Below are 26,021 nucleotides of genomic sequence, written 5' to 3'. Positions count from 1 at the left end.
TCCCTATGAGGACACGATGGAAACAAAAGGCAAGGTCATAGCGAACAAACGTCTACTGGTTGCCAACCGGGGCGAGATCGCCATCCGTATCTTTCGCGCCGCCACCGAACTCAACATGCGAACCGTGGCCCTTTATAGCCATGAGGATCGCTTTTCCGTCCATCGCTTCAAAGCCGACGAGGCTTATAAAGTCGGGAAAAAAGGGGATCCGCTGGGCGCTTATTTGAATTGGCAGGAAATCATTGATCTCGCTGTTGAAAAAAACATCGACTTCATTCACCCAGGCTATGGATTCTTATCCGAAAATCCTGATTTCGCCAAGGCCTGCGCGGATCATGGCATTCTGTTTTGCGGACCTTCAGCGCACGTTTTGAGTCTGTTCGGTGACAAGCTCGCTGCCAAACAGGTTGCAAGGGAGTCAGGGGTGGCCGTTATTCCGGGAACCGAGCATCCCGTGGAAACGCTCGAGGAGGCACGCCGTTTCTGTGCCGAAATCGGCTATCCGGTGACCCTCAAGGCACTTTCGGGTGGCGGCGGCAAAGGCATTCGCGCCGTGAAAAATGAAGACGAACTGGTCGAAGCCTTCCAAAGGGCACGATCGGAAGCGATGAGTTCCTTTGGTCGTTCGGAAGTTTATTTGGAGAAGAATGTTCAGCAGGCCAAGCATATCGAGGTGCAGATCGCCGGTGACAAAAACGGTCAGGTCATCCATCTCTTCGAACGCGACTGCTCGGTGCAAAGACGCCATCAGAAAGTTGTGGAGATTGCACCGGCCCTGGGTATCACGTCCAAAACCCGCGAAGCCTTGCTGCGCGATGCGGTAAAAATAGGCCAGCACGTGCGCTATCAAGGTGTCGGCACCGTTGAGTTTCTGGTTGCAGCCGACGGCCAGCATTATTTCCTGGAAGTGAACCCGCGTATTCAGGTCGAGCATACCGTGACGGAAATGATCACCGGAGTCGATCTTCTGCAGATGTCGATCATGCTGCCGGCCGGCCGAAGTCTGAGTCACCCGACCATGAGCATCCGTTCCCAGGATGATGTCAAACAACGGGGTGTGGCCATTCAATGCCGCGTGACATCGGAAAACCCTGCCAGGAATTTTGCCCCGGATACGGGCGTGATCCTGGCTTATCGACCGGCGCAGGGCTTTGGTATTCGCCTGGACGAAGGTTTTGGTCAATCAGGCGCGATCGTGACGCCTTATTATGATTCGCTTCTGGTCAAGGTCACGGCGCACAGCGTTGACCTTTATGGTGCCGTGCAGAAGATGATTCGAGCCTTGAATGAGTTCCGTATCCGCGGCGTTAAACACAATATTCCCCTGCTCCTTAACATCGTTTCGCACCCGATGTTTGCCAAGGGCACGATCGATACGAGTTTCCTGGAACAGCATGCCGAAGTCTTCGACATCAAAGAGCCTCGGGATCGGGCGACCAAGATTCTGAAGTACATTGCCAATGTCACCGTTAACAATCCCCATAAGCTCCATTCCAAGGTCAATCCTCGTGAACCGGATTATTACAAACTTGAAACCAAGGGTCTTCCCGATTCCAATCTGGTCACGGCCAAGCAGATCTATGATCAAAAAGGGGTGAAGGGCCTGCAGACCTGGATCAAGGAGCACAAGCAACTCCTGATCACGGACACGACCATGCGTGATGCGCATCAGTCGCTCTTTGCCACGCGTCTCCGGAACCATGACATCTTTCAATCCACAGCTTTCTATGCGAAGGCCACACCCGGATTTTTCTCATTGGAATGCTGGGGTGGCGCCACGTTTGATACCTGTTTGCGCTTTTTGAAAGAGGATCCCTGGGAACGTCTGGCTCATTTGCGCGAGGAGATTCCCAACACCCTTTTGCAGATGCTGCTGCGCGGTGACAATGCAGTGGGTTACACCAACTATCCCGAGTGGGTGATCCGTGACTTCATACGTCTGACCAAGGAAGCCGGGCTCGATCTTTTCCGCATTTTCGATTGCTTGAACAATCCCGAGCAGATGGCCGTGGCCATGGATGAAGTCAAAAAGCGCGGCGGCATTGCTGAAGCCTGCATCTGTTATACGGGCAATATCCTGGACCCGAGCAACGAAAAGTACACGGTTCCTTATTACGTGAATATTGCCAAAAGGCTCGAAAAAATGGGTTCGGATATCCTTTGCATCAAGGATATGGCCGGCCTTCTGCGACCGCGGGCGGCCTCTGTTTTGATTCAGGCCCTGAAGGAAAATATCAGCATTCCCATTCATCTGCATACCCATGCGACGTCCGGCAGTTCAGAAGCCATGCTGCTGGCAGCCGCGGCAGCGGGCTGTGATATTGTCGATGGTGCCGTGAGTTCCATGTCGGGCCTTACCTCCCAGCCCAGCATCAATGCGATCGTTGCCAGCTTGGAAGGCACCGAACGCGCTCCTGACCTTTCCATCAAACATCTGGATGAACTCAGCCGCTTCTGGGAAGCCGTGCGGGCCCAGTATCATGCGTTTGATCCGGGCATCAAGGCGACCTCGACCGATGTTTATGAACATGAAATTCCTGGCGGGCAGTACAGTAACCTTTACGATCAGGCGCAAAAAGTGGGCGTGAAGGCCACAGAATTTTACGAGTTGACGCGCCGCTATCAGGAAGTCAACACGATGTTTGGCAATATCGTCAAGGTCACGCCTTCATCCAAGGTCGTGGGTGATATGGCTTTGCTGCTGCAAAAACATGGGCTATCCGGACCGGAATTCATGGACAAGAAACCGAACCTGGATTACCCGGATTCGGTGATTAGCTTTTTCAAAGGCCACATGGGTGTGCCTTTCGGTGGTTTTCCTGAACAACTGCGGGCCATGATTCTGGGGCCCAATCCATCCGCTCCGGAAAAACCGCCTGTTGCAGAAGACGATAGTTTCGACAAAGCCCGTGAGGAACTGACCCGCCTGCTGGAGATGGCACCGCACGATCGCGATGTTCTTTCCTACCGCCTCTATCCTAAAGTTTTCAAGGAATACGTGACAGAAATCCGGGAATACAGTGATGTGGCTGGTTTGCCCACAGACGTCTTCTTTTACGGATTGCCCATGAATCGTGAGATCGACGTTGAGCTGGAACCTGGCAAAACCCTGATTATCAGTATTTCCGGCGTCACCGAACCCAATCGCGATGGTGTGCGCCGGGTCTTCTTCCAACTCAATGGTTACCCGAGGACTTTGGAGATCCTTGACGAGGCCGTGGCGGCCCCGACGAAAAACCGCCCGAAAGCCGACTCCATGAATCCGCTTCAGATCGGGGCACCGATGCCCGGGAAAATTCTGGAGGTACGCGTGACGCCTGGACAGAAAGTGGAAAAAGCCCAGGTCGTGATCGTCACGGAATCGATGAAGATGGAATATGCCATCAGCGCAAAAACGGGCGGCAGCATCAAGTCAGTGCTGGTCAGCAAGGGCGAGCTTGTGGAAGAAGGGGATCTTTTGATCGAGCTGGAAGGTTAAACCTGATCCTGCTCGCTAACCGGTTGCGTATACCGGATATAAATCATGACGGCGGCCCAGGCCAGGATCACAGCGATGCTGATGACCTGGGCCGGTGACAGTATATCCGACACAAGGTGACCGCGATCATCGCCGCGATAGAATTCCAGAACAAAACGGGTGATCGCATAGCCCACAATCCCAATGGTTCCGATTTCACCCGGTCGACGTTTCAGCAGGGTTCGTTTCGACCAGCCGTAACCGGCAATGGTCCCGCAGACGACCGTTTCAACCAGCTGAACCGGATAACGGTAAAGGTCATCGCCCAGGTTGGGAAACTTCACGGCCCAAAACGGAATGTTCACCTGATCGGCGAGGGGTTTGCCATAATCATCCCCATTTAAAAAACAACCGATGCGGCCAACAGCAATGCCGAGCATCAAGGACGGCAAGGCCAGATCCGCCAGTCGAATGACCGAAAGCTTTTTCCAGTAGGCATACAGAATGGAGGTCAAAGCCGCCAGCAGAATGCCGCCATATAAAGTCATGCTGCCGAGTTGGAAAAAATCGGCAAGCGTCTCCCCTTCCAACAGAATCGACAGCCCGCGCGCCCCCACATAGCCCGAGATATAGGAAATCAAAAAGAGGGAATCCACCGAACGCGCATGACCTTCCGGCCAGGCCAGTTGCCGCCACAGGCTGAGGGTCCACCAGCCCAAAAGAGCCGCCAGCACAAAAAATGCATGCCAGCTCGGAACAATAAAATTTCCCCATTGGAAAAGGATCGGATACATGCGCAAGCTCCGTGGTATCTCAGGATCTATGATTCTGCTGCTTCCAGGTGGCAATACCCAGCTGTTGCGTGGCGGCGGCCAGGATTGCAAGCGCCAGCACCAGCAGCAGGACACCCATGGCCCACCTTTGCTGCATCCAGGCGAGCGCGGTCAAACCGAGGCAAACCAAAACATTCCAAACCATCCAAAGTCGCAACCGAAAAAACCAGCCAGGAACGGCACAAGGTGAATCCCGATCCGTCCATAAAAGCAGATGATCCTCCTGCAGAGTCGACCTTGGCCAGTCCTGATAAACCCAACCCAATCCCAAAAATCCCAGGATGGTCATAATCCAAACCACCGTGGTTTCGGGTCCGTTCATGCCCATGCCTGGATCCATAAATAAAAAATGCAGGAGCGGTGGCAGCACCAGAAGAGTTCCCATATAGCTCAGCGTTCGCTGCACGCTGGCCTGCACGCTGGACACTAAAAAAGCACCCAACCAGCCAAGGACCAGCACGGCCGCAAAAAGCTGTTGATTGAAGGAACTCAGAGCGCCCACGATTGGCGGCATCAGCTGCCAGGCGGCAAAGGCTAAAGCCCAACGCATTTGCAGGGCCCAACGGCGGTGGTCTTCGGGATTGGCGACATCCATCAGGTCGATCATGCCTTGCTGAAAAGGCGGCAAACCCAGCTTTAAACAGAGACCGATCAGAAACAAGAAACCAGCCAAAACCGGCCGTATGCGATCAAGTTCCACCGAGGGCAAAGGATAAAAAAGATTTTCCACGATGGGATGAACGCCTGCAAGAGCCACGGCGGTGCCGATCAGGAGCCAGCTTAAAAATGAACTCAGGCTGATCTTGATCCAGGCTTCCCGCAAGGCTTCACTGGGTTTTTTCCACAGCAGATCGAACAGCAGGATCAGGATCAAAACCTCAACGCCGACCCAGGCTGCCAAAGGCTCATCTAAAAACAGGGCCAGGATCCAAGGTAAAAGAAAAAGTGTGTCCATCAGCATGGTCCAGGTGCTGCGGCGCGAAGAAACCTCGCTTACATGGAGATTGAAACCCGGCACAGCCACCAGCCACACCATCATGATGGGATAAAACCAGTTCGGCAGACTCATCGGTGCGCTCCTGTCCCTTGCATCCAGAAGCCAAGCAGGGCGAGCCCAATGAAAGTCAGCAGGACAATCCGTACCTGCTTGGATGAATCGCCAGTCATCTTGGTGCTCAGAATCGAACCGATAACCTGTAGTGCTTGCAGGATCCCTCTCATATCACCCTTTCAACCGACGCAATCGATCCATTGTCATTTCATCCCAGTCCGGCCATTTCCGAGCGACAGCCGCGGACAGCAGCACCAGCCAGCCAATATTCAAAAGCACCAGGGTCGTTCCCAGCCAGAAATCAGGAGCCTGGGAGAGCCAGACTTCATTCTGCACGATGACCAGGGGCAGGAAACACCAAGGAAGGTATTTGACCTTTTTCAAACGCATGAGCAGAAAAAGGCTCAGGATCAGAAATAAAATCATCAGGTCCACCCAACTGAAGGACAGGGGCCTCAGGCTACACAACTCGCAGCTAAATTACAGCCAAAGAGACCGAAAAACCAGGGGTCTTGCACACGAGGCTGCGCTTGCTTCGCCGGAAGCCCTCCCCTATGATCGAGTTTTGTAGGTTGAATTTAAGGTCTTTTCGACGTGGGGGCATTTTGTCGAATATCTCAACTCCAGCCAAAATCACAGTTCTGGGCTCCGGCAATTTCGGGACCTGCCTTGCGCATCACCTGGCGCAAAAAGGAACGCCGGTCGTGATGTGGGGCCGTTCCCAGGCGCTCGCTGATAGCATCAACACGCAGCATCGCAATCCCAAATATCTGAGCCACATCGATTTATCGCCTCAACTGAGCGCGACCACCGAACTGAGTGATGAGCTTCTCCGCAACACGGAATATCTGCTCCTGGCCATTCCCACACAATCTCTTCGGCGCGTGCTGGAAACCTTGAAGGGCCGTCTCCGCGACGATTGTGTCATTATTTGTGCCGTCAAGGGCATCGAAAACGATACCCTCTGTTTTCCATACAATATCATTCAGCAGGTCTTTGGTGATCAATGCGCCACCCGCACAGCCATACTTTCCGGCCCCAGTTTTGCGATTGAAGTCGCGGAGCAAAGGCCTACGGCTGTTTCCGTCGGCTGCATGGATAAGCAGATTTGCATCAAGGTCCAGGAACTTTTTCATACGGCCTACTTCCGCGTCTATACGCTGGATGATCCGATCGGACTCGAAGTGGCCGGTGCCTTGAAAAACGTGATTGCCGTTGCAGCTGGAGCGGCGGTGGGACTCGGCATGCAGCAGAATGCTCGTGCCGCACTCCTGACCCGTGGCCTGGCTGAAATCACCCGCCTGGGCGCCATGCTCGGGGCTCAGCCTTTAACCTTTATGGGACTTGGCGGTGTCGGTGACCTTTTTCTGACCTGTACGTCGGAAAAAAGCCGGAACTTCACCGTCGGCTACCGTCTGGGTCAGGGCGAAAAACTCGATGATGTTCTGAATACGCTGGGTTCGGTGGCGGAAGGGGTATGGACCGCACGGGCGGCTTACAATCTGAGCCAAAAATTGGGAGCGGATACGCCCATCATCAGCGCTGTTTATGGGGTCCTCTTTCAAGGCAAAACCATTTCCGAAGCGCTGTATGGGCTTTTGCATCGGGACATGAAAGCGGAAGTGCAGTTGCCATCGAAGCCGCACGCCTAGGACGTGCGGCCGCGGATTCAACCCTGATCATCCGGCTGAAGTTTTTCACTCAGCTTGGGTTTGGCGGTAAAGTTTTCGAGCAAAGCATGCGTGGCCTTGTAGAAGCGATCAGCTCCCACTCTCAAGGCCACATGCTCCGGATCACCCTCGATTTTCCAAAGTGAGAAATCAACCGACTTGCCGTCCTTGAAGGAAATCTTCGTGGTGTGCAGGGGGGCGCCCTTCGTCAACGCCGGAGCTTCCTCGCTGGTCAAAACCACGTCAGCCTTGGCAAACTCAAAGTCGATCAGCAGCAGCCGAATGAAGTCAGCCTTGTCACCGCCTTCCTTGGTCTGCCACTCATTGTCCTTTTTCACAAAAAGCTTGCCATCCACGTCGACTTCCGTCGCTTCCGTGGAATTGTAGCTGAAGATGGATTTATCCTGGAAATCCGCCAGCGATTTTTTCAAGCCTTCCTTGATCTTCCGGTCGAGCACAATGATGCCGTCATAGCCAGGTAAGGTCGTGTAAATGTCCTCACCATTTTCCAAAAATGCGTACTGGGTCAGCTGATCATCCGCTCCTGTCAGAACCACAGTGGCCAGACGGGTCGTGCCTGCGCGTTTGCCGGTCAAGGCATCTCGCAGGGCTGGCGCAGGATCATCCATGAATTTCGCCACGCGTTGGCCTTGAAAAAAATTCAGGAAATCCTTGACGCCCGCTGCATCCGCCTTGAATTTTTTAGGCGTCTCGATCATCCAGTCCTTGTCCTGGCGTTTCAGAGTGATGAGACTTTCATTCTGATACTGGTAACCAATCGCTTTCACCTGATCCATGTTCGGCCAACGCAGACTCTTGTCCCGGAAATCAAAAACTTCCTTATTGCTGGCCGTGTACGCATAGTGATTCACGAGATAAACCGTATTCGTCTCATCAACCTTGGCGTAACTACTGTATCCGACTGGACTTTTTGTACCAATACGAATGTTTGTGGTCTTGCCATCCTTGTCCGTCACAGCCAGGGCAATCTTCGGCTGCTCCAGACCAAATTCCTTCAGCTTGTCCGCCGAGGCTTCGAAACTTTTTTCAAAGCGCAGGTCTTCAAAGGTTTTCAAAAGGCGGCCTACACCTTCACTGTCACCGGCGTAGGCGAGCGGCGCCAGCATTTTCCACTGGCTCCCTTCCTTGGCCAATTGCACTTGAACCGTACGGCCTTCATCGACCTTGGTGTAATCCATCTTAACAATGTGATCGGGTTGAAAGGTCAGGAGTTTATTCTTTTGCTCCTTTTCCTTGGTGTCCTTTTTGGTTTGCCACTCATCCCAATACGCGACACTACCGAGTCCCAACAGGACGGCAATGAATATCAGCGGCTTGAAAAAGGTTTTCATCAGGCTCGCCTCCTCCGCATCCAGTGGAAGATACCAGCACCCAGGAAGGTGGTGGGATAAACATAAGCCAGGAACAGCAGCAGGAACTGACTCGAAGCTGTGGTCATCTCCAGCGTGCTGCGATCACTATCCTTGGCCCGGATCGCGATGAAGTCTTCATCCTGGGTCAGATAGTTGATCGCGTTCAGAAAGAGATCGATATTCTCCTGACGCTGCGCTCCGACGTTGCTGGCCAGCTGGGCTGAGCCGCCCACGAACACCCGCAATTCCTTGGCCGCTGCGGCCTGGGCATCGGTCTTGACATCGCTTTGGGCATCCTTGTTGGCTTCATTGGTGGCAACCTTATCACCACCCACTTTACCGCTGGCGACGCCGAAGACATCAAACGTGCCGTCCACCACACGATCTTCAGTCAGCGAACGGAGATCGGTCTCGGTTTTCACACCCTTGATGCGAACAATGATTGGCGAGGTTTTGGCCAGGCCAATCGGCTTCAGCTGCATCGCGTTCTCATTGACGATTTCAATGGAGCGGGTGTTCGGCGTCATCAGTGCGACACCGCCCCGCTTCACAAAATCGGCGGTGACCGGTGAAAAGCTATCGAAGTCGGTGACGATGGCATTGTTTTGCCCCAGCATTTTCGTACGCTCATCACCCGGGCGAATGATCAAAAGATCGTCCTGGAAGCGGAAGCCGACCGATTCGACCAGCTTGTTCAGGTTGGGCACGGGATTGAGAGCATCAACCAGAACCATAAGGGGCCGCGCCGATTTCAGATAATTTTCCAAAAGAGCCAGCTCGGAAGCTTGCAGATCATACTTGGGACCAGCAATCACCAGAAGATCAGCATCGGCTGGCACAGCCCCAGCTTCCAGAAGGTTCAGGTCCTTGACCACGAAACGCTCGGATTCCAGCTCTGCCTTGGCTGCCTGGTAACCCACCGCCTCCTGGCTGTTCAGATCGGGCTCACCATGGCCTTTGGTGAAGTAGATGGTTTTATCCTTCTCCTTCATGACCCGCACCAAAGCATTGCTCATCTTTTCTTCGGTGAAGGCGGTCAGCCGGGATTCCTGTTTGCCAAATTTAAAGAGCACCGTATCCGCGGTTGTTATGTTTTCGGCCATGGCTCGGGTTGGATCCACCTGAGGGTCGATGTATTCCACCTCAAACTGTCCCCCTTCCCTTTCATAAAGAGAAAGGACCTTTCTAAATTGAGCCTTCTTCATCTCGTCCTGGAAAAAAGCCAGAACCTTGACCGGCTCCTTGCGCTCTTTCAGCTGGCTCACGAGCTTTTCGGACTCAACACTCAAGGTGTTGGCACCTTCCCGGGTCACATCAACGCTTTTGTTGAAGCGATCCCGACGACTTAGATAACCAGCACCAATGGCCAGTAAAATAGCAAGGATCACACTCAAGCCCTGGCTCAGGCCGTGACGGGCGCCTTTGCGTTTGACCATGCTGCTGTGCAAACGTTTGCGGTCCAGAGCAATCCAGGCGCCAAAGGCCACAGCGGCCAGGACCCAGAGGATGATACTGACAAGCGGGAATTCCTTATAAGCGCGGCCGGTCGCCAGGGCCAGGACCGCGGTAAAGACCCCAAGAAAAGGCAGAAATAAAAGTCCACTGCGCATTTTCAATTACCTCCAACGCTGCGATTCAACGGCGACGTTTGTGAAATACAGAAAGAGACTGATAAAAGCGACGAAGTAGGTGACGTCCGCGACCGTGATCAAACCATTGAAAAAGTTATCCAGGTGCGTGGTGGCCGCGAGATATTTCACAAACTCTTCCATCATGCCCGTGCTGGAAATGTTGGGAGCGATCCAGGTCAGGATCAGGAGCAGAAACAGACCAAAGACGGTAAACATGAAGGCCAGGAACTGATGGCTGACCATCGACGAGATCCAAAGGCCAAAGGCCACCTGCGAGCACATCAAAAGGAACAGACCCAGATAGGAACTTAAAATGGGGCCCAGCTCGGGGTTGCCATATTTAAAGAGAAAGAGGGGGAAAACAGCCGAGGCCAGGAGGACCATTCCCAAAACACCCGCCGCCGACAGAAACTTGCCGATCACGATCTGCGTGGATGTCACCGGCGCCGTCATCAAAAGACGATGCACCTGGGTCTTCTTTTCCTCAGCAAAGGAAGCCATAGTCACGGCTGGCACGACGAAGAGCAAAATAAAATGCAGGTTTTGAAAGATCGCGGTCAAAAGCTGGCTCAGCTTCGGGGCTTCGCCGCCCATCTGCATGGCCTGACCTTGCAGCTCCAAAAATGTACTACAGAAGGATTGAAAGAACATACCCATGAAAATTAGTAAAAACCAGAACGTCACCGATCCTTTGATCGATGCGAAATAAGCTTTGAGATCGCGTTGAGCAATCGTCAGTACGGCTCCCATGCTGAACCTTCCTCCGGTGAATTAGTGGGTCAGTTGGAAGAACACATCTTCCAGTTTCTTCGACTTCACAGCCAGTTCCTGCAGACCGTGCCCGCCGCTCAAGACTTCCTGAGCAACCCGGTCCAGCACCTGATCCTGATCACTCGTGCGGAAGCTGATGGTCTGCTCATTTTCAGGGTCCAGGGCAAGACTGCTCAAGGCCGGCAGGCTCTTTAGCTTTTCCACCAAAGTCGAAGCGCCCTGGCGAACCCGCAGTTGATACTGACGACCGGATTCCAGACGGGAGACGAGCTGCTGGTGCGTGCCCTGCTCGACCACACGGCCGTGATCGACGATCACGATTTGATCGCAGACGGATTCCACTTCCGAGAGAATATGGGACGAGAACAGAATGGTGTGCTGACCGCGGAGTGATTTGATCAGCTCTCGAATCTGGACGATTTGATTGGGGTCAAGACCTTCGGTGGGTTCATCAAGAATCAAAACATCAGGATCATGAACCAACGCATGAGCCAGTCCCACCCTTTGTTTATAACCCTTGGAAAGGTGTCCGATCAGACGATTCCTCATGTCGGTGATCTCGAGCCTTTCCATCAGCTCATGGACGCGCTGCTTCGATTTTGCTTTGGTGAGGCCATGCAGCTGGCCCACATAAAGCAAAAATTCTTCGACTTTCATTTCTTTGTGAAGCGGCGGCTCGTCCGGAAGGTAGCCGATCCTCTTTTTCACTTCGATCGGGTTTTCCGAGATTTCAAATCCGGCAATCCTGGCTGTACCAGAGTCCGCACCAATGCATCCACACAGAATGTCCATTGTCGTGGTCTTTCCGGCACCGTTAGCCCCTAAAAACCCGACGATCTGACCTTTTTCCACTTTAAAAGTGATGTCAGTCAGAGCTGGAACGTCACCGAAGCTCTTTCGCAAGCTGACGACTTCTATCATCCATACCCTCCTAGACTTATTTGCTAAAAACGGGCGAGCAGAACACAAAACCCCACTGGCCAAGGCGGTTCGGGCTTATGATCTGCGACTTTCCTTAGAAAAGCATTGTTATTCTGAGAAGTCCTTAAGTCAATGGTGCTTCATCAGGACCTCGCCCCAGCGTTTAGCCTTTCCAAATTAAGGTGGAACCGGAACAACCCTGCCGCAGCCCCACACTTTCCCAAAAAAATTTTAGGTATCCGATACTTCCCGAAAACTTTGGAACTTGATAGACTCATCCAATGGAAGGCACTTGGGAAATCTGCGATCCCGTTTTGGCCTAACTCGGAGGTTCGTAATGGCTACTTTGACCAAAGATGTCCTGGTGGAGATGATTCGCGATAAGGTTGGCTTTCCTGTCAAAGAAGCCAAGGAGATCCTCGAGATTATTCTCGAAGAGGTCAAACTCCGGCTGGAAGATGGCAAAGACGTCAAAATATCTGGCTTCGGCAAGTGGACGGTGAAGGAAAAGCGCTCACGTCCTGGCCGTAACCCGCATACCGGCGAGAAGATCGAAATCTCCGCGCGGCGCGTCGTCACTTTCCATCCTTCGGATAAAATGCGTGATCAGGTGAACCGCGAATTCGCGCATCTTACCGGCGACGAGTAAATCAGGCCGCGCTGCAAAAGCCCTGGACAATTTCCCTCGGACTATGCGATCCCATTCGCAATGCTGTCGTGGATAGCGTACAGTATTGCGAAGAGCGCTTGGGAGGGCGGTACGTGAGACTCACGAAAATTTACACCAAGATTGGCGACAAGGGTGGAACCACCCTCGCATCCGGGGAAAAGATTTCCAAAGCAGCGCTCCGACTTGAAGCCTACGGCACTGTGGATGAATTGAATTCCTGGATGGGTCTGCTGCGCGATCAGATCAAATTGCAGCCGGAGTTTCAAACGCACTGGCTGGATCAGAGTCTGGAACGCATCCAGAACGAGCTCTTCGATCTAGGCGGTGAACTCGCGACTCCCACGAAACATTTGAATCTCGATAAGCAGCGCGTGGTTTCCGCGGAAGACGTTGCCTCTTTGGAACAGGAAATCGATACGATCAATGAGAACATGCCCCCACTGGCGAATTTTGTTTTGCCGGGCGGGCATGTTTGCAATTCAACCGCTCATATCGCACGAACTGTGTGTCGTCGTGCGGAACGCGAACTGGTGCGGCTTCGTATTGACGAACCGGACGTTCGCGGGGAAACTCAGATATATCTCAATCGATTGAGTGATTGGCTCTTTGTTATGGGCCGATTGATCAGCCAGCAACTCGGTTGCCCGGAAGTCCTTTGGCAACAGAAGCGGCCAGCGGCGACGCGGAAGTAAGGTTTTTGGCGTGATGGGCGAATCAAATCCACTCTTTTCGGAGCCTGAGCCTCGTACAAGTACGGGGAACTCACCGACCACGGATCAAGGCCTGATTCCTCGTAAACCACGGGTCCGTTGGTGGCTGGCGCCGCTATGGGCCACTGCGCTTTATGTCAGCACGCATCAGGCCGCCAAGGCCGGGATCGCCAGTGCTCTTCTTTTGCAGGATCCGGATTTAACCAGCCTCCTGAGCAAACCCCAAACGATCGCCCTGGATGGACAGCGGTTCATTCAAAGGCATTTTCTATCGTATGGGGTTTATATCCCGCTGGAAGACATTGTCATCCGCGGTGTGACGTCGGTGGAACCGACGATCGTTCCTTTAATGGAACAGTCCTGTGGCGAGGGTCAGGCCTATGTATGGGTTCCCCTCAGATTTCAACTGCCCGTCGTAGGCGAAAAGGTGCTCGAATGGTGTCTGGTCAAAGCGTAGAAATCTCGGTCATTCCTCCGGTTGTCGATGGGAGCGTGGGGGGCGAGTGGCGCAGTCCGCTCGATCAGGAGCGGGAAGATATCATCACTTGGGTGGTGAACCTGCTCGGCGTTGAGGAAGTGGTACGGGCCAAGGAAGAATTCTTTGCACAGACCGGCATGATCTTTCACGACGATGAAAGCTATCACCGCCGGATGAGTTACTTCATCGATTATTTTCTATTTATTAGGCCCCTGGATAAGCTGGATCCTGAGAATCCACCCACACCATTTGCCTTATATCGTGACAAGCATCCTGAGACACCCATCCATAGCTATACGCACTCCCTGTTTAAAGTCATCAAGGTCCAAAGTACGGGCCTGGTGCTGATGGATCTCTGTTCGGATGATAAGATCCGAATTCAGAAGCAATCGGATGAGCTTTTTGATGGGATCGCCAAAAGCGATGTCTTTCAGGGCTTTGTTTTTCACATGGACGACACACCCGTGCTAAGCCATGGCCTCATTTTTCATCCTGCCCGTTCGCATCGACTTTTGGTGAAAGCAGTGAAAGAAGCCAAAAAACAAGGGCGATTTGAGCGCTTAACTTTCCTCGCGATCAGCGCCCGGCTGCAGCTCAAGCACGCTCGCCTCCGGCATGTGGACCCCAAGCTGGTGTATGCGGAATTACGGTCCTGATCCTTCGTAAAGCCTGAGCCCAGAATGCCGATAAACCTGTCGTATGCCTTTCTTAAGACGACGGGAGTCCCATGCTGAGGCAGTTTCATGACATTGCGATCAACCAACTGCGCGTTGATCCCAAGACCATGGCGGAAGCCGAAAACCTCGCCCGCACCAAGAACGTGCTTCTGGTGCATGCGCTGATTCGTCTGAAAGCAGCTGACAACAATAAACTCCTGGCAGCCTGGGCGCATTGCCACAAGCTCCAGATCGCTGATCTTGATGCGATGGACATTCCCAATGATATTATCCAGCTGATCCAGGATCAGGTGGCTCGTCAGGCGCGAGCCATTCCAATTGATCGCGTGGGCAACAACATCATCGTGGCCGTGGAAAACCCGCACGATCTGAACACGATCAACCTTCTCCAGCTGAAAACCGGCTATTCACTCAAGACCGTTCTCTCGTCTGAAGACAAAATCAATAAAGCCCTGGCCCGTTATTATCCCCAGCGCAATCTGGAAATGAATAAGTTCACCAAAACCAACGCGACTCAGACGCGCAGCACCAAGCCCACCGAGCAGCGCCTCGTCATCGATGACAGCTCCAATAATGACGACGGTCCGGTCAATGACCTGATCAATCGCATTATGATGGCCTGTTTGCAACGCGGCGCCTCGGATATTCATGTGGAACCCTATGAAAATTATATGCGCGTCCGCCTTCGCATCGACGGCGCCCTGCAGGAAATAGCCAGGCCGCCAGCCAACATGAAAGCCGCCATGGCTTCACGTTTCAAGGTCATGGCCGGCCTTAAGATTGAGGAAAAGCGACTGCCGCAGGATGGTCAGATCAGTGTGACGATCGAGGGCAAACCCATCGACTTTCGTATCAACACACTTCCGACCTGGCACGGCGAGAAAGTGGTTCTGCGTATTCTTGATAAATCCAGCCTGCAGGTGGACATGACCAAGCTGGGTTTTGAAGCGGATGATCTGCGCCGCTTTAAAGACAGCATTCACAAGCCTTATGGAATGGTTCTGGTGACCGGTCCCACCGGTTCCGGTAAAACCACGACGCTGTATTCGGCGTTGGCCGAACTCAACCAGGTCGCTGACAATATCATGACCGCCGAAGATCCGGTCGAATTCACACTGGATGGCATCAACCAGGTGCACATCCGCGCAGAATTTGGCCTCACCTTTGCCGATGCCTTGAAAGCCTTCTTGCGCCAGGATCCTGACATCATCATGGTCGGTGAGGTGCGCGACAAGGAAACCGGGGAAATCGCCATCAAAGCGGCCCTGACCGGTCACATGGTTTTGTCCACCCTGCACACCAACAGTGCTGCGGATACCATTGTGCGTCTCCAGAACATGGGCCTGGAATCCTTTAACTTGATTTCAGCCTTGCAGTGCGTGGTCGCGCAACGCCTGGCCCGACGTATCTGCAACAACTGCAAGATGCTCGATACATCGATCAAACCCGACTATCTCGTCAGCCTCGGCGTGCCCCGTGATGTCGCGGCCACGGCCAAAGTCCATAAAGGCAAAGGCTGTGAACTCTGCGGCGGCACCGGCATGAAAGGCCGTGTGGCGATTCATGAAGTCATGGTGATTACCGACGACCTCCGCACGGCGATCATGCGGACGGCGCCAGCCATGGAACTCAAAGCCATCGGCATGCGCCAAGGCATGCGCACTTTGCGGCAGAATGGTTTGATCAAAATGCTGCGTGGCGAGATGGACGCTTTGGAAGTTGTCAGCAACACAGCTTCTGACGATGAAAATGAAACTTCGAATCATCACGCTGCCTAGGGGTAATGTATGGACTATTCAATGCAACAGCTGCTGCGGACTCTGGTGCAACAGGGCGCCAGTGATCTTCACATCTCGTCGGGTTCGGCCCCGCGATTGCGAATCGATGGCCATATCGCTCCTTTGAATCTGCCGCCCATGACGCCGCAAAAAACCATGGAACTCTGCTACAGCGTGCTGACCGAAACGCAAAAGAAGATTTTTGAGCAGCGCAAGGAGCTCGACCTCTCCTTTTCCATACCGGGCATCGCTCGGTTTCGAGCCAACATTTTCTATCAGTCCGGTCACATTTCCGGCGCATTCCGCGTTATTCCCCATAAAATCAATACCCTGGATGAGCTCGGCAGCCCGCCCCTCTTGAAAACTCTCTGCAATCTGCCTCGGGGTCTGGTCCTGGTCACTGGTCCCACGGGTTCCGGTAAATCGACCACGTTGGCGGCCATGCTCAACTACATCAATGAATCCCGCTACGATCATATCGTGACCATTGAAGATCCCATCGAATTCGTGCACCAGCACAAAAACTGCATCATCGATCAACGGGAACTTGGCGAGGATACGCAAAGTTTTGCCATGGCTCTTAAATCCGTGCTCCGCCAGGATCCCGATGTGATTCTGATTGGTGAGATGAGGGATCCGGAGACCATTTCTGCAGCCTTGACCATCGCTGAAACGGGTCACCTTGTATTCGGCACGCTGCACACCAACGGCGCCATCTCCAGCATCAACCGCATGGTCGATTCATTTCCGCCGCATCAGCAGTCCCAGGTCCGCACCCAGCTGGCCATGAGTCTGGAGGCCGTGCTCTCGCAGATGCTCTTGCCCAAGGAAGCCGGCGGCCGCGTTATGTCAATGGAAATCATGCGCATCAATAGTGCGATCCGCGCCCTCGTTCAGGAAGGCAAGATTCAGCAGATCTATTCCGCCATGCAAACAGGACAGTCCGGCAGCGGCATGCAAACCATGAATCAATCACTCTATCATCTCGTGAGCCGACGCCTGATCACCAAGGAGCTGGCTCTTCAGAAAAGTCCCATTCCTGACGAACTTCAGGAAATGATGAGTGACAATAAACAAAAAAGCGTTCGCAGATAGGCGATAAAAAGTGCCCAAGTACGCATACAAAGCCAAATCCAGAACCGGTCAGATCAAGTCCGGCGAGGTAAACGCGTCCTCCAAGCACGCAGCCAAAACCATGCTATCCAACCGGGGCCTGCGGATCCTGAAACTCACTGCAACGGCAGCGGACCTGGGTGAGGGCTCCAAAACCAGTGGTTTCGGCCGCTTTATCTATCGCGATAAAAATGGCAGCATTCAATTGAGGCTTGGCGCTCAGCTGCCGACCACCCGTGAGCTCGGCCTATTCACCAAGCAGTTTTCACTGATGATTGAAAACGGTATTCCCATGCTGCAAGCCCTGCAGATGCTCCGGGATCAACAGCGTAAGATCGATTTTGCGGAGACCATTGAAAAGATTATCCGCGCCATCGAACAGGGTTCGAGCCTGACCGATGCCCTGGAACCCTTTCCTGATGTCTTTGATTCCCTTTATATCGCCATGTCCCGGGCCGGAGAGGCCTCGGGTCGCCTGGATGTTATTCTGAAACAGCTCGTTTCCTATATTGAGAAAGCTGCCAAGCTCAAAGCCCAGGTGAAATCGGCCATGGCCTATCCCCTCATCATCGTGGTGGTCGCGATCGCCGTCGTCACGTTGCTGCTGGTTTTTGTGGTGCCAAGCTTCGCCAAGCAGTTTACCGAAAGCGGTCAGGAAATTCCCGCTCTGACCCAGCTTGTGATGGATATGTCCAATGCCCTGGTGAACAATTGGATGGAAATTCTCGGGACTATAGTGGCCGCATTCTTTGGACTCCGATATTATCTGAAGACGGATAACGGCAAAAAGGCCTTTGACCGGGCCATCCTGCGGGCACCTATTATTGGTGAAGTCATGATCAAGATTTCCGTCGGCCGTTTCTGTTCCACCATGTCCACGATGTTGAGCTCGGGCGTCTCCATTCTCGAAGCGCTCACGATCTGCGCCACATCATCGGGCAACAAGTCGGTGGAAAGTTTCGTTTTGAATGTGCGCGAGGAAATCTCCAAAGGCAGCACCTTTGCCGATCCTTTGAGCCAGGACGGATTCTTTCCCAAAATGGTGGTCTCGATGGTGGCGGTCGGTGAATCCACAGGTACGCTGGATGAAACCCTCAGAAAAGTCACTGATATCTATGAAGAGGAAGTCGACAACGCCATCGCTGCGATGATGTCCATGATCGAGCCCCTGATGATTGTGGTCATCGGCGGGATCGTCGGGTTCATCGTCATTGCCATGTATCTGCCGATCTTCGGCATGGCCGGTACGGTGTAAAAGGCCTTAATCGGCCCTCTTGATCCATTTATTGTGGCATTCTGAACAAAAATAATGAAATTGCCTGTCACTGTCGTACTTTGTGGCTTCCGGCCCCGGGTGTTTGCAGCGCGGGCACAGTTCCTTTTGATGATTGTACGAACAGAGTGAGTTCCGGCAACGGTCGTCGCCATTCACATCCTTTGTGGGTCCCTGACAGATGGGGCAACGGTTTCGCGTACGACGCTCAGAAACGCTCATGACTTCCGGGCTCCTTGATGCCTTTTCCACCATTGTATCAGTTTTCGAGCCACGATTGGTAACAGCGCCATGGCAATAAACGAGAGAATCAGCCGCAACGAAAACAGATCCCGCACACTTTCAATCTCACTCAATTCGGTGCCGGTATAGCTATAAAGAACAATCACCGGCAGCATTCCGAGCTGCGTGGCCCATAAAAACGTGCGGGTCGAGATCGGTGTCAGGCCCATCACAAGGTTGATGATGAAATAGGGAATCACAGCAAACAGCCGAAGAGAGAGTAAATAGAAAGCCCCTTCTGCACGAAACCCCCGATTGATCGCTTCCAATCGTCCTGCGTAACGGCGTTGGATACTGGCGCCGACGAGATAGCGAGCGGAAAGAAAAGCTCCCGTCGCGCCCAGAGTCGATGCCACGGATGCCAGCAGCGCACCCAGCCACGGTCCAAATATCGCGCCCGCTGCAAACGTTAACGAAAGGGCGCCCGGCAGGGATAACGAGGATGCAACGATGTAAATGAAAAGATAAACCGCGATCGTCGTCAGCTGGTGGGTTTCGTAATAGTCCAGCAGCTGCTGCTTGGTCTCTTTAAGCTGGGCGATGGTGAAGTAACGGCCCAGATCCAGGTAAAAGAAGAGGGCCAGAACCAGGACGAGAACAAGGACCAAAAGCATTTTCTGCCAGCTGAGCCTCATTCCACCTTCCTTTGTTTGAAATCAGAAGAATTCCCCGTCGTGAGCCGTGACAGTCCGCATATGCTTCCAGAGGGGCAGCAGTTGCCGCAAAAGGAGATCCGCCTGTTTTTGCGAAAGCTGCGTCGCGGCATCGCTTTTGGCCTTACTTGGATCCGTATGCACTTCCAGGAAAAAGCCGTCCAGATAACCCGTGGCCGTGGCCGCCCGGGCCAGGACCGGCGCAAAGCCGCGCAATCCACCCGAGATTTCGCCACTGGAACCGCCAGCAGCCGGCAGCTGGAGACTGTGGGTGATATCAAAAATCACCGGAGCTCCGAGATCGGACATCACTTTCAATCCACGCATATCCACTACCAGATTACCATAACCGAAGGTGGCGCCTCGCTCTGTTAACGCAAAATCCGGAGTCAGCTGATCTTCCTCGGCGGCGGCCAGCACTTTGCTAATGATATGCTGGGCATTTTCCGGCGCCAGAAATTGGCCCTTCTTGACATTCACGGCGCGTCCGGTTTTCACCGCGGCCACGACCAAATCCGTCTGCCGACAGAGAAACGCCGGTATTTGCAGGACATCGATGACTTCCGCCGCCTGGCTCACTTGGGCGGTTTCATGCACATCCGTTAAAACTTTCAAACCTGGGAATTTATCTTTGAGCTGCGAGAACCAGCGGCAGGTCTGCTCCAACCCTGGCCCACGATAGCTATTGATCGAAGTTCGATTGGCCTTATCGAAACTGGCTTTAAACACCAGATCAAAATCAAGTTCCTTCGAAAGCCCGTGCAGCTGGGTACAGACGGTTTCCAGAAGTTCATAGGATTCCGCCATGCACGGCCCGGCAATGACGACGGGTTTGGTGGGCTGGCGTTTGAAGAGTGCAGTATTCATAGCGTCCTTTCACTAGTGCGTCAGGAAAAGAAGGTTACCATTGGCACAGACTCTGTTACTCTAGTCGGGAGAATGAGGCAACTCAAGCTTCCCGCCGGGAATTGGCTTTCCAAGAAGAAAGTCTTGACTGAAAAACGGGACTGCTTTATTTACGAATCTCCCTTTTGGGAAGTGGCTCTTTAGCTCAGTCGGTAGAGCAGTGGATTGAAAATCCACGTGTCCCCAGTTCGATTCTGGGAGGAGCCACCATTATGTTCCTTCGGTGGTAACATGGATATATTGCTTACGGTCGTTCATATCGCTGCTGCTATCTTTATGATTGTTGTGATCATAGTGCAAGGTGGCAATTCTGGCGGTGTTGGCGCAGCTTTCGGTGGTGGTAACTCAACTGGTCTCTTCGGTGCCGCTGGCGCTACAAGTTTCCTGGGCAAGTTGACATACATAATGGCTGGCGTATTCATGATTACGAGTATCGCACTGACGATGGTCAAGGGAAGCTCTGGTAAGACTGGTTTGACCGAACGCCTGGAGCAGGCCGGCACCAAAACAGAACAACCCGCTCCTGCTGCCCAGCCTCAACCCGAAGCAGCTCCTGTTGCTCCGCCAGTTGAAGGTCAAGCACCCCAAGCCGAACCGAACAAACCCTAATTCTATTGCTCAGGTGGTGGAATTGGTAGACACGCATGTTTGAGGGGCATGTGCCGAAAGGCGTGCGGGTTCAAGTCCCGCCCTGAGCACCATTTGTCTACCCGATCAAACCCAGTCGCTGCAAAGCCGCTGGGTTTTTTGCTTTTCAGGGTAATTCTTTCACCCGAACATTTCCCGAACATCTCACAACACCGTCGCGTGGCCATGTGCTTCCAAAGTGCTTTCATGGGATTCCCTAATTGCAGCTTTTTGCACTTGATCATCGCTATAATGACATAATTCGCTGGCAAAATTTTTTTCAGTTTGTGTGCGGATAAGCACGTCGGTTTTGCCTCTGAGATGGCCTGGAGCAAGATGCATATACCTCATTGTTGTTTTTAGATCCGAATGTCCGAGCAGCATCTGAATGTCAAAAACACTTAAGCCAGACATCGCCAACATCGAAGCGAACGTATGGCGCAGATCATGGAATGTGATTCGTTGAACCCCTGCCTTTCCCTGTGTCGGATAAAACCTATCGATACAAAAATTCTGAAATTCTTCTTTGAAAATTCTCTGCTTTGGGTCGTAACCCTGGTATTCAAGGAGCAGATCATAGACATCACTATTCATAGGTACACGTCGAATTTGCTTACTTTTTGTATATTCATTGAGTACCATAGTTTTGTGACAGAAATTTCTCTTAACGACTATTTCGCGTCGATGGAAATCCAAGCAATCTCGAAGCAAGCCTTCAACCTCCCCACGACGCAACCCTGTATTGACGGCAAAACATACAACTCTATAAACCCGATAGTTGTGCATTTTTGCGTAAGCCAGGAACTTATCGCGCTCATCAAACGTCCACCAATTGTAGTCAACGCCAGTTAGCTTTATAGGTTTGACCAGAACCGCTGGATTGGTCTTCAAATAGCCCCAGTAAATACCATCGCTAAAAATCTTATGGCATAGTCCGGTAATGTTATTGATACTTTTAGGCTTAAGTATGCCTCGCTTGTGCAACTTCGATTGAATCTCAACGATGTGCTTGGGCTGGATTTGGGAAAGCTTAATTTTGCCTAGATCAGGGAGTAGATAGTCCCGAAGGATTTGTTTATCGCGAATTATGGCGCTTGGCGATTTGTGAACCAAGGCATAATCATCAAGCCAAATTTGTGCCAGTTCTTCGAAAGTCGTCTTGCTCTCGTCAGGAACAATATCGAGGGTTAGACCGGCTTCAAACTTTTCTGCGTCTATTTTCTTCTTAAATCCCTTTGCCTTTTGCTTTCCATTTAATCGCCATCTAACTTCATACGTTCCAAACTTCGTCTTATGGATACTCATTGCTTTCCTTTCGCATTGAGCCATCCCAAAACTTTTACCCACCTATACCTAACCTGATGGCGAAGCTTCACCATCGAGTCCAACGGCAATACGTTTTCGTAGCGCCATTTCCTTACTGTTTTCACAGCAATGTTGAGCCTTTCAGCCAACTGTTCTGCCGTGAGTAGCTGCTCATTCTCCAGATTGTCAAAGAGCGGGGTAATCTTAGCATCGGATGAATTCGAAAGTGCAGAGGAATTTGCAAGGACTCTCTCGCGGGAAGAATGTCGGGCGCTGGATCTCAAGGGAAGCCCCCATGCGTAGGGTTGGGTTGGTTATTAGCACGCAGCATGAAAACCTCCATCATCACTTTCACGTTGAAAATTGGACATGCCGTCGTCGTTGAACATGGGAACCTGGGCACTCACCGGGCCGTAGGACTTTGGCTTGCAGCGATCGGCCAGATCCTGAATCTCATCGAGAAGGTCAACGAAGCGTTGGCTATACCGATCGCTTTCATGCAGCCCGCGAATAAATGCCTTCAGATTTCCAAGGACAAGGCTGATGCGCTTGTGCTGCAGTCTTGAATGATTTTCAATGTCGTTCATTTCCTTGATGGTCTTTGCTCCCGACACCCATTCCTGCTCGGAGTAGCCATCAGCAGTGGTCTTGATTTGGAGGTAGCCGTATTGATGGTTATACTCTTTTTTGGGAGCTGCCAAAGACTTCTGATCAGGCCAGAACTTTTTGAGGCTCTGAATGATTTCAGCACGTCGATTGAATTCATTGATGAACAGCTCCTGCAACTTCGCTGCCGCTTCACCAGTGAACCCCATGACCACAGCCCAAAACCCATCCTGAGTCAGCTCGTACATGCGGAACCTGCGACCCTGAGGATCCAGGTAATCGATCTCAGCAAAATTGCGGTTACCAAATAATTCCGAATAGTTACGGATTCTATTTTTGATTGCCCGAATGATATCAGAGTGGTTCTTTCCAAAATGCGTGGCAAGCTTCAGAGAGTTGGTGACGGGCGTTTCGGCTTTCACATAGACGAGTTCTTCGGCAACTGGGACAAGGCTTCGCATTTTGTTTTCCTGAGTGTGTTGATTGATCATATTCATTTTCCTTAAGCCACTGTCATGAGACAGGCAGTATTCGGGTCACGACTCACGAGCAGCGGCGCACTTTGAATCATGATGTAGGTGTGGCAAGGATCCTCGGTTTCCCAGGATTTCAGGAAATAATCCATCGCCTTCATATTGGCCTTCCTGTCACGAATCTTGCCATAGTATCGGGCTCCGCCCACTGATTTTGCGGTCAGGAGTGCTTCGCCCGGTTCGAAGAATCTTTTTTCCACGGTTCCGTCCAGGTAGGTCCCATAGTGGACAAAGATTTCAAAATCCCCGAAGCGACCTTTATAGTGGACGGAGTCGGCCTGCTGGGTGGGAGTCATGACAAGAGTGATATCAACACCCCGACGCAAGTCACCGGCAGCTATCACCTCCTTGTTTCGTCGGAAAAGTTCCCAGGCCTTGGACCCCATGTGCAGGTCGGTTGCCTGACTCTTATTCAGTGAAAGCTCAGAGACCTTTCGGCTGCACGATTCAAGAAAATCGGTCATGGGAAATTCCGGATCCGCCCAGTCCTTTTTGTAGCCGGCTTTGATCGCTGCCTGATCGATGGTCAGCGATTTGTCCCGACCGAAATCAACGTACTCCTGGAATCCCTCACCGATCACGGTAAGACCACCTTTTTTAATGATCTCGTGGGCCATGACCTCTTCGCGATTTGTCAGGCGATCCTTCAAGCGGTTGACATCATTCATCACATGGAGGCGCATGCGTTGTTCTGGCGATAATTCACCGCCAATGGCTTCACCGGGCATGCGTTTGATCGGCAGCTCAGGGTCATGGATCACTTTTTCTTTTACGTAGGCGGGCCGAATGAACTTGGTCCGATACCCACGGTGCTTCATGATCTTGCCTTCATGGAGGGGATGAACGAAGGGTGTGATCCCCTCGCTCAGGTCCTCCACATCATAGAGGATCACGTCTTCATCACGGGTCCAGACTTCGGTGAAGTAGCGGTTAAGAAAGTAACGCGGCTGGTCAACGATTCGCTGACCGAGGCGCATCAGATATTCAGTCGAGTAGATTGATCGATTCAAATTTCAGTCCTCAATAAAAATTGACCGTGTTTCCAGGTCGTATTTGATGTCGCCAAAGTCATGGCTTTCGTGAAGGGTCAATCCTTGTTTTAGAAAAGATCCCGTTCGGTAAGCGACTGTTACCTGATCCTTGTCCGAGGCATCGACAGCCTCGCCAAGAATCCTCAGAGGGATTTCACTGCCGTCAGAAATTGCCGCCGCCTGCTCGTTGGTCTTTCGGGAAAGGACAAACTTGCCGGATGCCTTGATCCGGCCAAGCACCGAGCCCCTCTTCAGGTTCTGGCCCTTGGCGAGGGTGATTGCTTCAGTCTTGAGAGGAAAATCCCCCGCGATAAGGTCATGTGGATTGAAGCTATCCAGATCCCCAAACATTGGTCCACCGTACATATTCGTTACCTCGTCCTGATTCCATGAGCAACTGCCAGGCGCAGATCTGCATCGAGTTCATCTTCCGGACTCAGGCTTGTGGTTCCTGAACTGAGTCCCTTGATTTTATCTTCGGCTGCCGCAAATCCTGAGACCAGGGCACATCTTGATTTGCTGATGTCCTGCAGAATTCTGACAGCCGCGCTCTCCACTGATACCCCCTCTGAGATCAGCTGCTGAATCAGTGAAGGATCAACCCCGGCAGTGGTCAGCCGATGGATTCCGGCCACCCTTTCCCTCTCGGCCTGCCGTCCTGATTCCCGGCCAGCCTCCTCAAAGTGAGCCCCGATTTCAGGGTGATGTTTTGTGATGAAATCCACTGTGACCGAATTTTCTCCCAGTGGGTTCTCCTCTGTTTGAATGTCCATAATAACTTCCTCAAAGTTTGAAATAACATCGATCAGGCCTCGCCTTTGAGCCTGCTGGCCGACAAAGACGGATCCCTGACCGTAATGTTCAAGTACCTGCGCGCGGCTGATCCCGCGATAGAGGGCCACCTTTCCAACAAAAATTTCCGCCAGGGAGTCGACAACGCCCTGAACTTCCCTGGCTCCTTCCTCTGTCGCTGGATCAAGGTTTTTGTTGGGAGACTGGCTGGAAATGAAGCGGAGCTGACCATCCTGGGCGCTGGACTGCATGATCGACTGCACACCTATGCTGCCAACGATGGCAGAATCAGCGGCAAAGACCTTTTCGCAGGCGCTCGCAATCCAATAGGCAGCCGAGGCACCGGTTCCTCCCACATAAGCGAAAATTGGTTTCTGTCCACGAGCCGAGAATATGGCATCGGCCAGTTCCGAGCATCCATTCGCCTCGCCACCTGGACTGTCAATATCCAAAAGTATGGATTTAACCTCGGGAGTCAGAAGCATCCGGTGAAGGTCTTTCAGGATTGTCTCGTAGCTTGAGGCCCCGCAATGAGTGGTCATGAGATTGGCGCGTTTAAAAAGTGGGCCTCGGACGGGGATGATGGCCACCCCATTCCGGATGGCTGCTTTCTCTGAGCCCAAAGGCTTTTGACCTTGAACCTTTTCCAAGGCCTGATTTCCGGCATGTCTCTCGACGACAGAAATCATTGATCGTAGAGCTTCATTCGTCATTGACCAGTGGGAACCCAGGATGTAGTTAAGAAGCAAAGACACGTTTAACCCCGCATTTCACAGGGATGAACATAACACTTGTAGAGACAGCTGGGGAGACCCGGGGTGTTTGCCCCTGGAAAACATGCGAGCCTTGACAGATCAGGGTTTGATGCTATGATTCGTTT

General features: G+C 52.5%; 24 protein-coding genes and 2 tRNA genes. 12 read left to right on the top strand and 14 right to left on the bottom strand.

The window, feature by feature from the left end; genetic code table 11:
- The first annotated feature begins 16 nt into the window (after positions 1-16).
- Complete coding sequence (locus VE954_RS16980) at positions 17-3,478, top strand: pyruvate carboxylase (RefSeq protein ID WP_324954866.1); 3,462 nt, start codon at positions 17-19, stop codon at positions 3,476-3,478.
- On the opposite strand, the gene VE954_RS16975 is transcribed toward VE954_RS16980, so the two are convergent.
- The 3 genes from VE954_RS16975 to VE954_RS16965 all read right to left on the bottom strand — a co-directional run bounded on the left by VE954_RS16975 (position 3,475) and on the right by VE954_RS16965 (position 5,767).
- A complete protein-coding gene (locus VE954_RS16975) occupies positions 3,475-4,251 on the bottom strand; it encodes a prolipoprotein diacylglyceryl transferase (RefSeq protein WP_324954864.1) in 777 nt (258 codons plus the stop codon). The genes VE954_RS16980 and VE954_RS16975 overlap by 4 nt on opposite strands.
- A gap of 19 nt (positions 4,252-4,270) precedes the next feature.
- Entirely contained in the window at positions 4,271-5,359 is a 1,089-nt protein-coding gene (locus tag VE954_RS16970; RefSeq protein WP_324954862.1) for a hypothetical protein, read from the bottom strand.
- 153 nt (positions 5,360-5,512) lie between these two features.
- Positions 5,513-5,767, bottom strand: a complete 255-nt coding sequence (locus VE954_RS16965) for a hypothetical protein (RefSeq protein ID WP_324954860.1) — start codon at positions 5,765-5,767, stop codon at positions 5,513-5,515.
- A gap of 179 nt (positions 5,768-5,946) precedes the next feature.
- Here VE954_RS16965 and VE954_RS16960 point away from each other — a divergent pair, with 179 nt between their 5' ends.
- A complete protein-coding gene (locus tag VE954_RS16960; RefSeq protein ID WP_324954858.1) occupies positions 5,947-6,993 on the top strand; it encodes an NAD(P)H-dependent glycerol-3-phosphate dehydrogenase in 1,047 nt (348 codons plus the stop codon).
- A gap of 17 nt (positions 6,994-7,010) precedes the next feature.
- On the opposite strand, the gene VE954_RS16955 is transcribed toward VE954_RS16960, so the two are convergent.
- Genes VE954_RS16955 through VE954_RS16940 form a run of 4 tightly spaced genes read right to left on the bottom strand, consistent with a single transcriptional unit; the run spans position 7,011 to position 11,707 of the window.
- Positions 7,011-8,363: a DUF4340 domain-containing protein gene (locus VE954_RS16955; RefSeq protein WP_324954856.1), complete on the bottom strand. Its 1,353-nt coding sequence runs from the start codon at positions 8,361-8,363 to the stop codon at positions 7,011-7,013.
- Complete coding sequence (locus VE954_RS16950) at positions 8,363-9,994, bottom strand: Gldg family protein (RefSeq protein ID WP_324954854.1); 1,632 nt, start codon at positions 9,992-9,994, stop codon at positions 8,363-8,365. The genes VE954_RS16955 and VE954_RS16950 overlap by 1 nt, the downstream gene beginning before the upstream one ends.
- Positions 9,995-10,000: 6 nt before the next feature.
- Positions 10,001-10,765, bottom strand: coding sequence for an ABC transporter permease (locus tag VE954_RS16945; protein WP_324954852.1), 765 nt, complete (start codon positions 10,763-10,765; stop codon positions 10,001-10,003).
- A 21-nt stretch (positions 10,766-10,786) separates the two neighbouring features.
- Positions 10,787-11,707: an ABC transporter ATP-binding protein gene (locus VE954_RS16940; RefSeq protein ID WP_324954850.1), complete on the bottom strand. Its 921-nt coding sequence runs from the start codon at positions 11,705-11,707 to the stop codon at positions 10,787-10,789.
- A gap of 337 nt (positions 11,708-12,044) precedes the next feature.
- Here VE954_RS16940 and VE954_RS16935 point away from each other — a divergent pair, with 337 nt between their 5' ends.
- The 7 genes from VE954_RS16935 (at position 12,045) to VE954_RS16905 (ending at position 18,388) form a co-directional block, all read left to right on the top strand.
- Positions 12,045-12,356, top strand: a complete 312-nt coding sequence (locus VE954_RS16935) for an integration host factor subunit alpha (protein WP_141736511.1) — start codon at positions 12,045-12,047, stop codon at positions 12,354-12,356.
- A gap of 113 nt (positions 12,357-12,469) precedes the next feature.
- Complete coding sequence (locus tag VE954_RS16930) at positions 12,470-13,069, top strand: cob(I)yrinic acid a,c-diamide adenosyltransferase (RefSeq protein WP_324954846.1); 600 nt, start codon at positions 12,470-12,472, stop codon at positions 13,067-13,069.
- 10 nt (positions 13,070-13,079) lie between these two features.
- Complete coding sequence (locus tag VE954_RS16925; protein WP_324954844.1) at positions 13,080-13,544, top strand: hypothetical protein; 465 nt, start codon at positions 13,080-13,082, stop codon at positions 13,542-13,544.
- Positions 13,523-14,221 carry a hypothetical protein gene (locus tag VE954_RS16920; RefSeq protein WP_324954842.1) on the top strand — a complete coding sequence of 233 codons (699 nt, stop codon included), beginning with the start codon at positions 13,523-13,525 and terminating at the stop codon, positions 14,219-14,221. The genes VE954_RS16925 and VE954_RS16920 overlap by 22 nt, the downstream gene beginning before the upstream one ends.
- Before the next feature lie 71 nt (positions 14,222-14,292).
- The gene (locus VE954_RS16915; RefSeq protein WP_324954840.1) at positions 14,293-16,020 is read left to right on the top strand and encodes a GspE/PulE family protein; all 1,728 of its coding nucleotides are present in this window, start codon (positions 14,293-14,295) and stop codon (positions 16,018-16,020) included.
- Between the two features lie 9 nt (positions 16,021-16,029).
- Positions 16,030-17,115 (top strand): type IV pilus twitching motility protein PilT, encoded by a 1,086-nt coding sequence (locus VE954_RS16910; RefSeq protein ID WP_324954838.1) that lies wholly within the window; start codon positions 16,030-16,032, stop codon positions 17,113-17,115.
- Between the two features lie 10 nt (positions 17,116-17,125).
- On the top strand, positions 17,126-18,388 hold the full coding sequence (locus VE954_RS16905; RefSeq protein WP_324954836.1) for a type II secretion system F family protein: 1,263 nt from the start codon (positions 17,126-17,128) through the stop codon (positions 18,386-18,388).
- A gap of 236 nt (positions 18,389-18,624) precedes the next feature.
- Here the strand turns inward: VE954_RS16905 and VE954_RS16900 are convergent, their stop codons facing one another.
- Positions 18,625-19,323, bottom strand: a complete 699-nt coding sequence (locus tag VE954_RS16900; RefSeq protein WP_324954834.1) for a TVP38/TMEM64 family protein — start codon at positions 19,321-19,323, stop codon at positions 18,625-18,627.
- Between the two features lie 21 nt (positions 19,324-19,344).
- Complete coding sequence (gene kdsA, locus VE954_RS16895) at positions 19,345-20,208, bottom strand: 3-deoxy-8-phosphooctulonate synthase (RefSeq protein ID WP_324954832.1); 864 nt, start codon at positions 20,206-20,208, stop codon at positions 19,345-19,347.
- A 173-nt stretch (positions 20,209-20,381) separates the two neighbouring features.
- On the opposite strand from kdsA, the gene VE954_RS16890 reads away from it, so the two are divergent.
- From VE954_RS16890 to VE954_RS16880, 3 genes are all read left to right on the top strand, one after another.
- A tRNA-Phe gene (locus tag VE954_RS16890) sits at positions 20,382-20,457 on the top strand.
- 21 nt (positions 20,458-20,478) lie between these two features.
- Complete coding sequence (secG, locus tag VE954_RS16885; protein WP_324954830.1) at positions 20,479-20,856, top strand: preprotein translocase subunit SecG; 378 nt, start codon at positions 20,479-20,481, stop codon at positions 20,854-20,856.
- 7 nt (positions 20,857-20,863) lie between these two features.
- Positions 20,864-20,948, top strand: a tRNA-Leu gene (locus VE954_RS16880).
- A gap of 91 nt (positions 20,949-21,039) precedes the next feature.
- Here the strand turns inward: VE954_RS16880 and VE954_RS16875 are convergent.
- From VE954_RS16875 to VE954_RS16855, 5 genes are all read right to left on the bottom strand, one after another.
- The gene (locus VE954_RS16875) at positions 21,040-22,221 is read right to left on the bottom strand and encodes a site-specific integrase (protein WP_324954828.1); all 1,182 of its coding nucleotides are present in this window, start codon (positions 22,219-22,221) and stop codon (positions 21,040-21,042) included.
- 275 nt (positions 22,222-22,496) lie between these two features.
- Positions 22,497-23,276 carry a Rha family transcriptional regulator gene (locus tag VE954_RS16870; protein WP_324954826.1) on the bottom strand — a complete coding sequence of 260 codons (780 nt, stop codon included), beginning with the start codon at positions 23,274-23,276 and terminating at the stop codon, positions 22,497-22,499.
- An 11-nt stretch (positions 23,277-23,287) separates the two neighbouring features.
- Positions 23,288-24,328, bottom strand: a complete 1,041-nt coding sequence (locus VE954_RS16865; protein WP_324954824.1) for a major capsid protein — start codon at positions 24,326-24,328, stop codon at positions 23,288-23,290.
- A 3-nt stretch (positions 24,329-24,331) separates the two neighbouring features.
- Positions 24,332-24,715: a head decoration protein gene (locus VE954_RS16860; RefSeq protein WP_324954822.1), complete on the bottom strand. Its 384-nt coding sequence runs from the start codon at positions 24,713-24,715 to the stop codon at positions 24,332-24,334.
- A gap of 5 nt (positions 24,716-24,720) precedes the next feature.
- On the bottom strand, positions 24,721-25,896 hold the full coding sequence (locus VE954_RS16855) for a S49 family peptidase (RefSeq protein ID WP_324954820.1): 1,176 nt from the start codon (positions 25,894-25,896) through the stop codon (positions 24,721-24,723).
- Between the last annotated feature and the right edge of the window lie 125 nt (positions 25,897-26,021).

Origin of the sequence: Oligoflexus sp., assembly GCF_035638955.1 — a bacterium.
Classification (GTDB): Bacteria; Bdellovibrionota_B; Oligoflexia; order Oligoflexales; family Oligoflexaceae; genus Oligoflexus.
Note: the sequence above shows the minus strand (reverse complement) of the source record. Positions and strands in the feature narration are given on the sequence as shown.

What these genes read in the sequence shown, in the direction of transcription:
- VE954_RS16980 (WP_324954866.1), top strand. Translation starts at nt 17, where the DNA reads ATGGAAACAAAAGGCAAGGTCATAGCGAACAAACGTCTACTGGTTGCC.
- VE954_RS16975 (WP_324954864.1), bottom strand. Translation starts at nt 4,251, where the DNA reads ATGTATCCGATCCTTTTCCAATGGGGAAATTTTATTGTTCCGAGCTGG.
- VE954_RS16970 (WP_324954862.1), bottom strand. Translation starts at nt 5,359, where the DNA reads ATGAGTCTGCCGAACTGGTTTTATCCCATCATGATGGTGTGGCTGGTG.
- VE954_RS16965 (WP_324954860.1), bottom strand. Translation starts at nt 5,767, where the DNA reads ATGATTTTATTTCTGATCCTGAGCCTTTTTCTGCTCATGCGTTTGAAA.
- VE954_RS16955 (WP_324954856.1), bottom strand. Translation starts at nt 8,363, where the DNA reads ATGAAAACCTTTTTCAAGCCGCTGATATTCATTGCCGTCCTGTTGGGA.
- VE954_RS16950 (WP_324954854.1), bottom strand. Translation starts at nt 9,994, where the DNA reads ATGCGCAGTGGACTTTTATTTCTGCCTTTTCTTGGGGTCTTTACCGCG.
- VE954_RS16945 (WP_324954852.1), bottom strand. Translation starts at nt 10,765, where the DNA reads ATGGGAGCCGTACTGACGATTGCTCAACGCGATCTCAAAGCTTATTTC.
- VE954_RS16940 (WP_324954850.1), bottom strand. Translation starts at nt 11,707, where the DNA reads ATGATAGAAGTCGTCAGCTTGCGAAAGAGCTTCGGTGACGTTCCAGCT.
- VE954_RS16935 (WP_141736511.1), top strand. Translation starts at nt 12,045, where the DNA reads ATGGCTACTTTGACCAAAGATGTCCTGGTGGAGATGATTCGCGATAAG.
- VE954_RS16920 (WP_324954842.1), top strand. Translation starts at nt 13,523, where the DNA reads ATGGTGTCTGGTCAAAGCGTAGAAATCTCGGTCATTCCTCCGGTTGTC.
- VE954_RS16915 (WP_324954840.1), top strand. Translation starts at nt 14,293, where the DNA reads ATGCTGAGGCAGTTTCATGACATTGCGATCAACCAACTGCGCGTTGAT.
- VE954_RS16910 (WP_324954838.1), top strand. Translation starts at nt 16,030, where the DNA reads ATGGACTATTCAATGCAACAGCTGCTGCGGACTCTGGTGCAACAGGGC.
- VE954_RS16900 (WP_324954834.1), bottom strand. Translation starts at nt 19,323, where the DNA reads ATGAGGCTCAGCTGGCAGAAAATGCTTTTGGTCCTTGTTCTCGTCCTG.
- kdsA (WP_324954832.1), bottom strand. Translation starts at nt 20,208, where the DNA reads ATGAATACTGCACTCTTCAAACGCCAGCCCACCAAACCCGTCGTCATT.
- secG (WP_324954830.1), top strand. Translation starts at nt 20,479, where the DNA reads ATGGATATATTGCTTACGGTCGTTCATATCGCTGCTGCTATCTTTATG.
- VE954_RS16870 (WP_324954826.1), bottom strand. Translation starts at nt 23,276, where the DNA reads ATGATCAATCAACACACTCAGGAAAACAAAATGCGAAGCCTTGTCCCA.
- VE954_RS16860 (WP_324954822.1), bottom strand. Translation starts at nt 24,715, where the DNA reads ATGTACGGTGGACCAATGTTTGGGGATCTGGATAGCTTCAATCCACAT.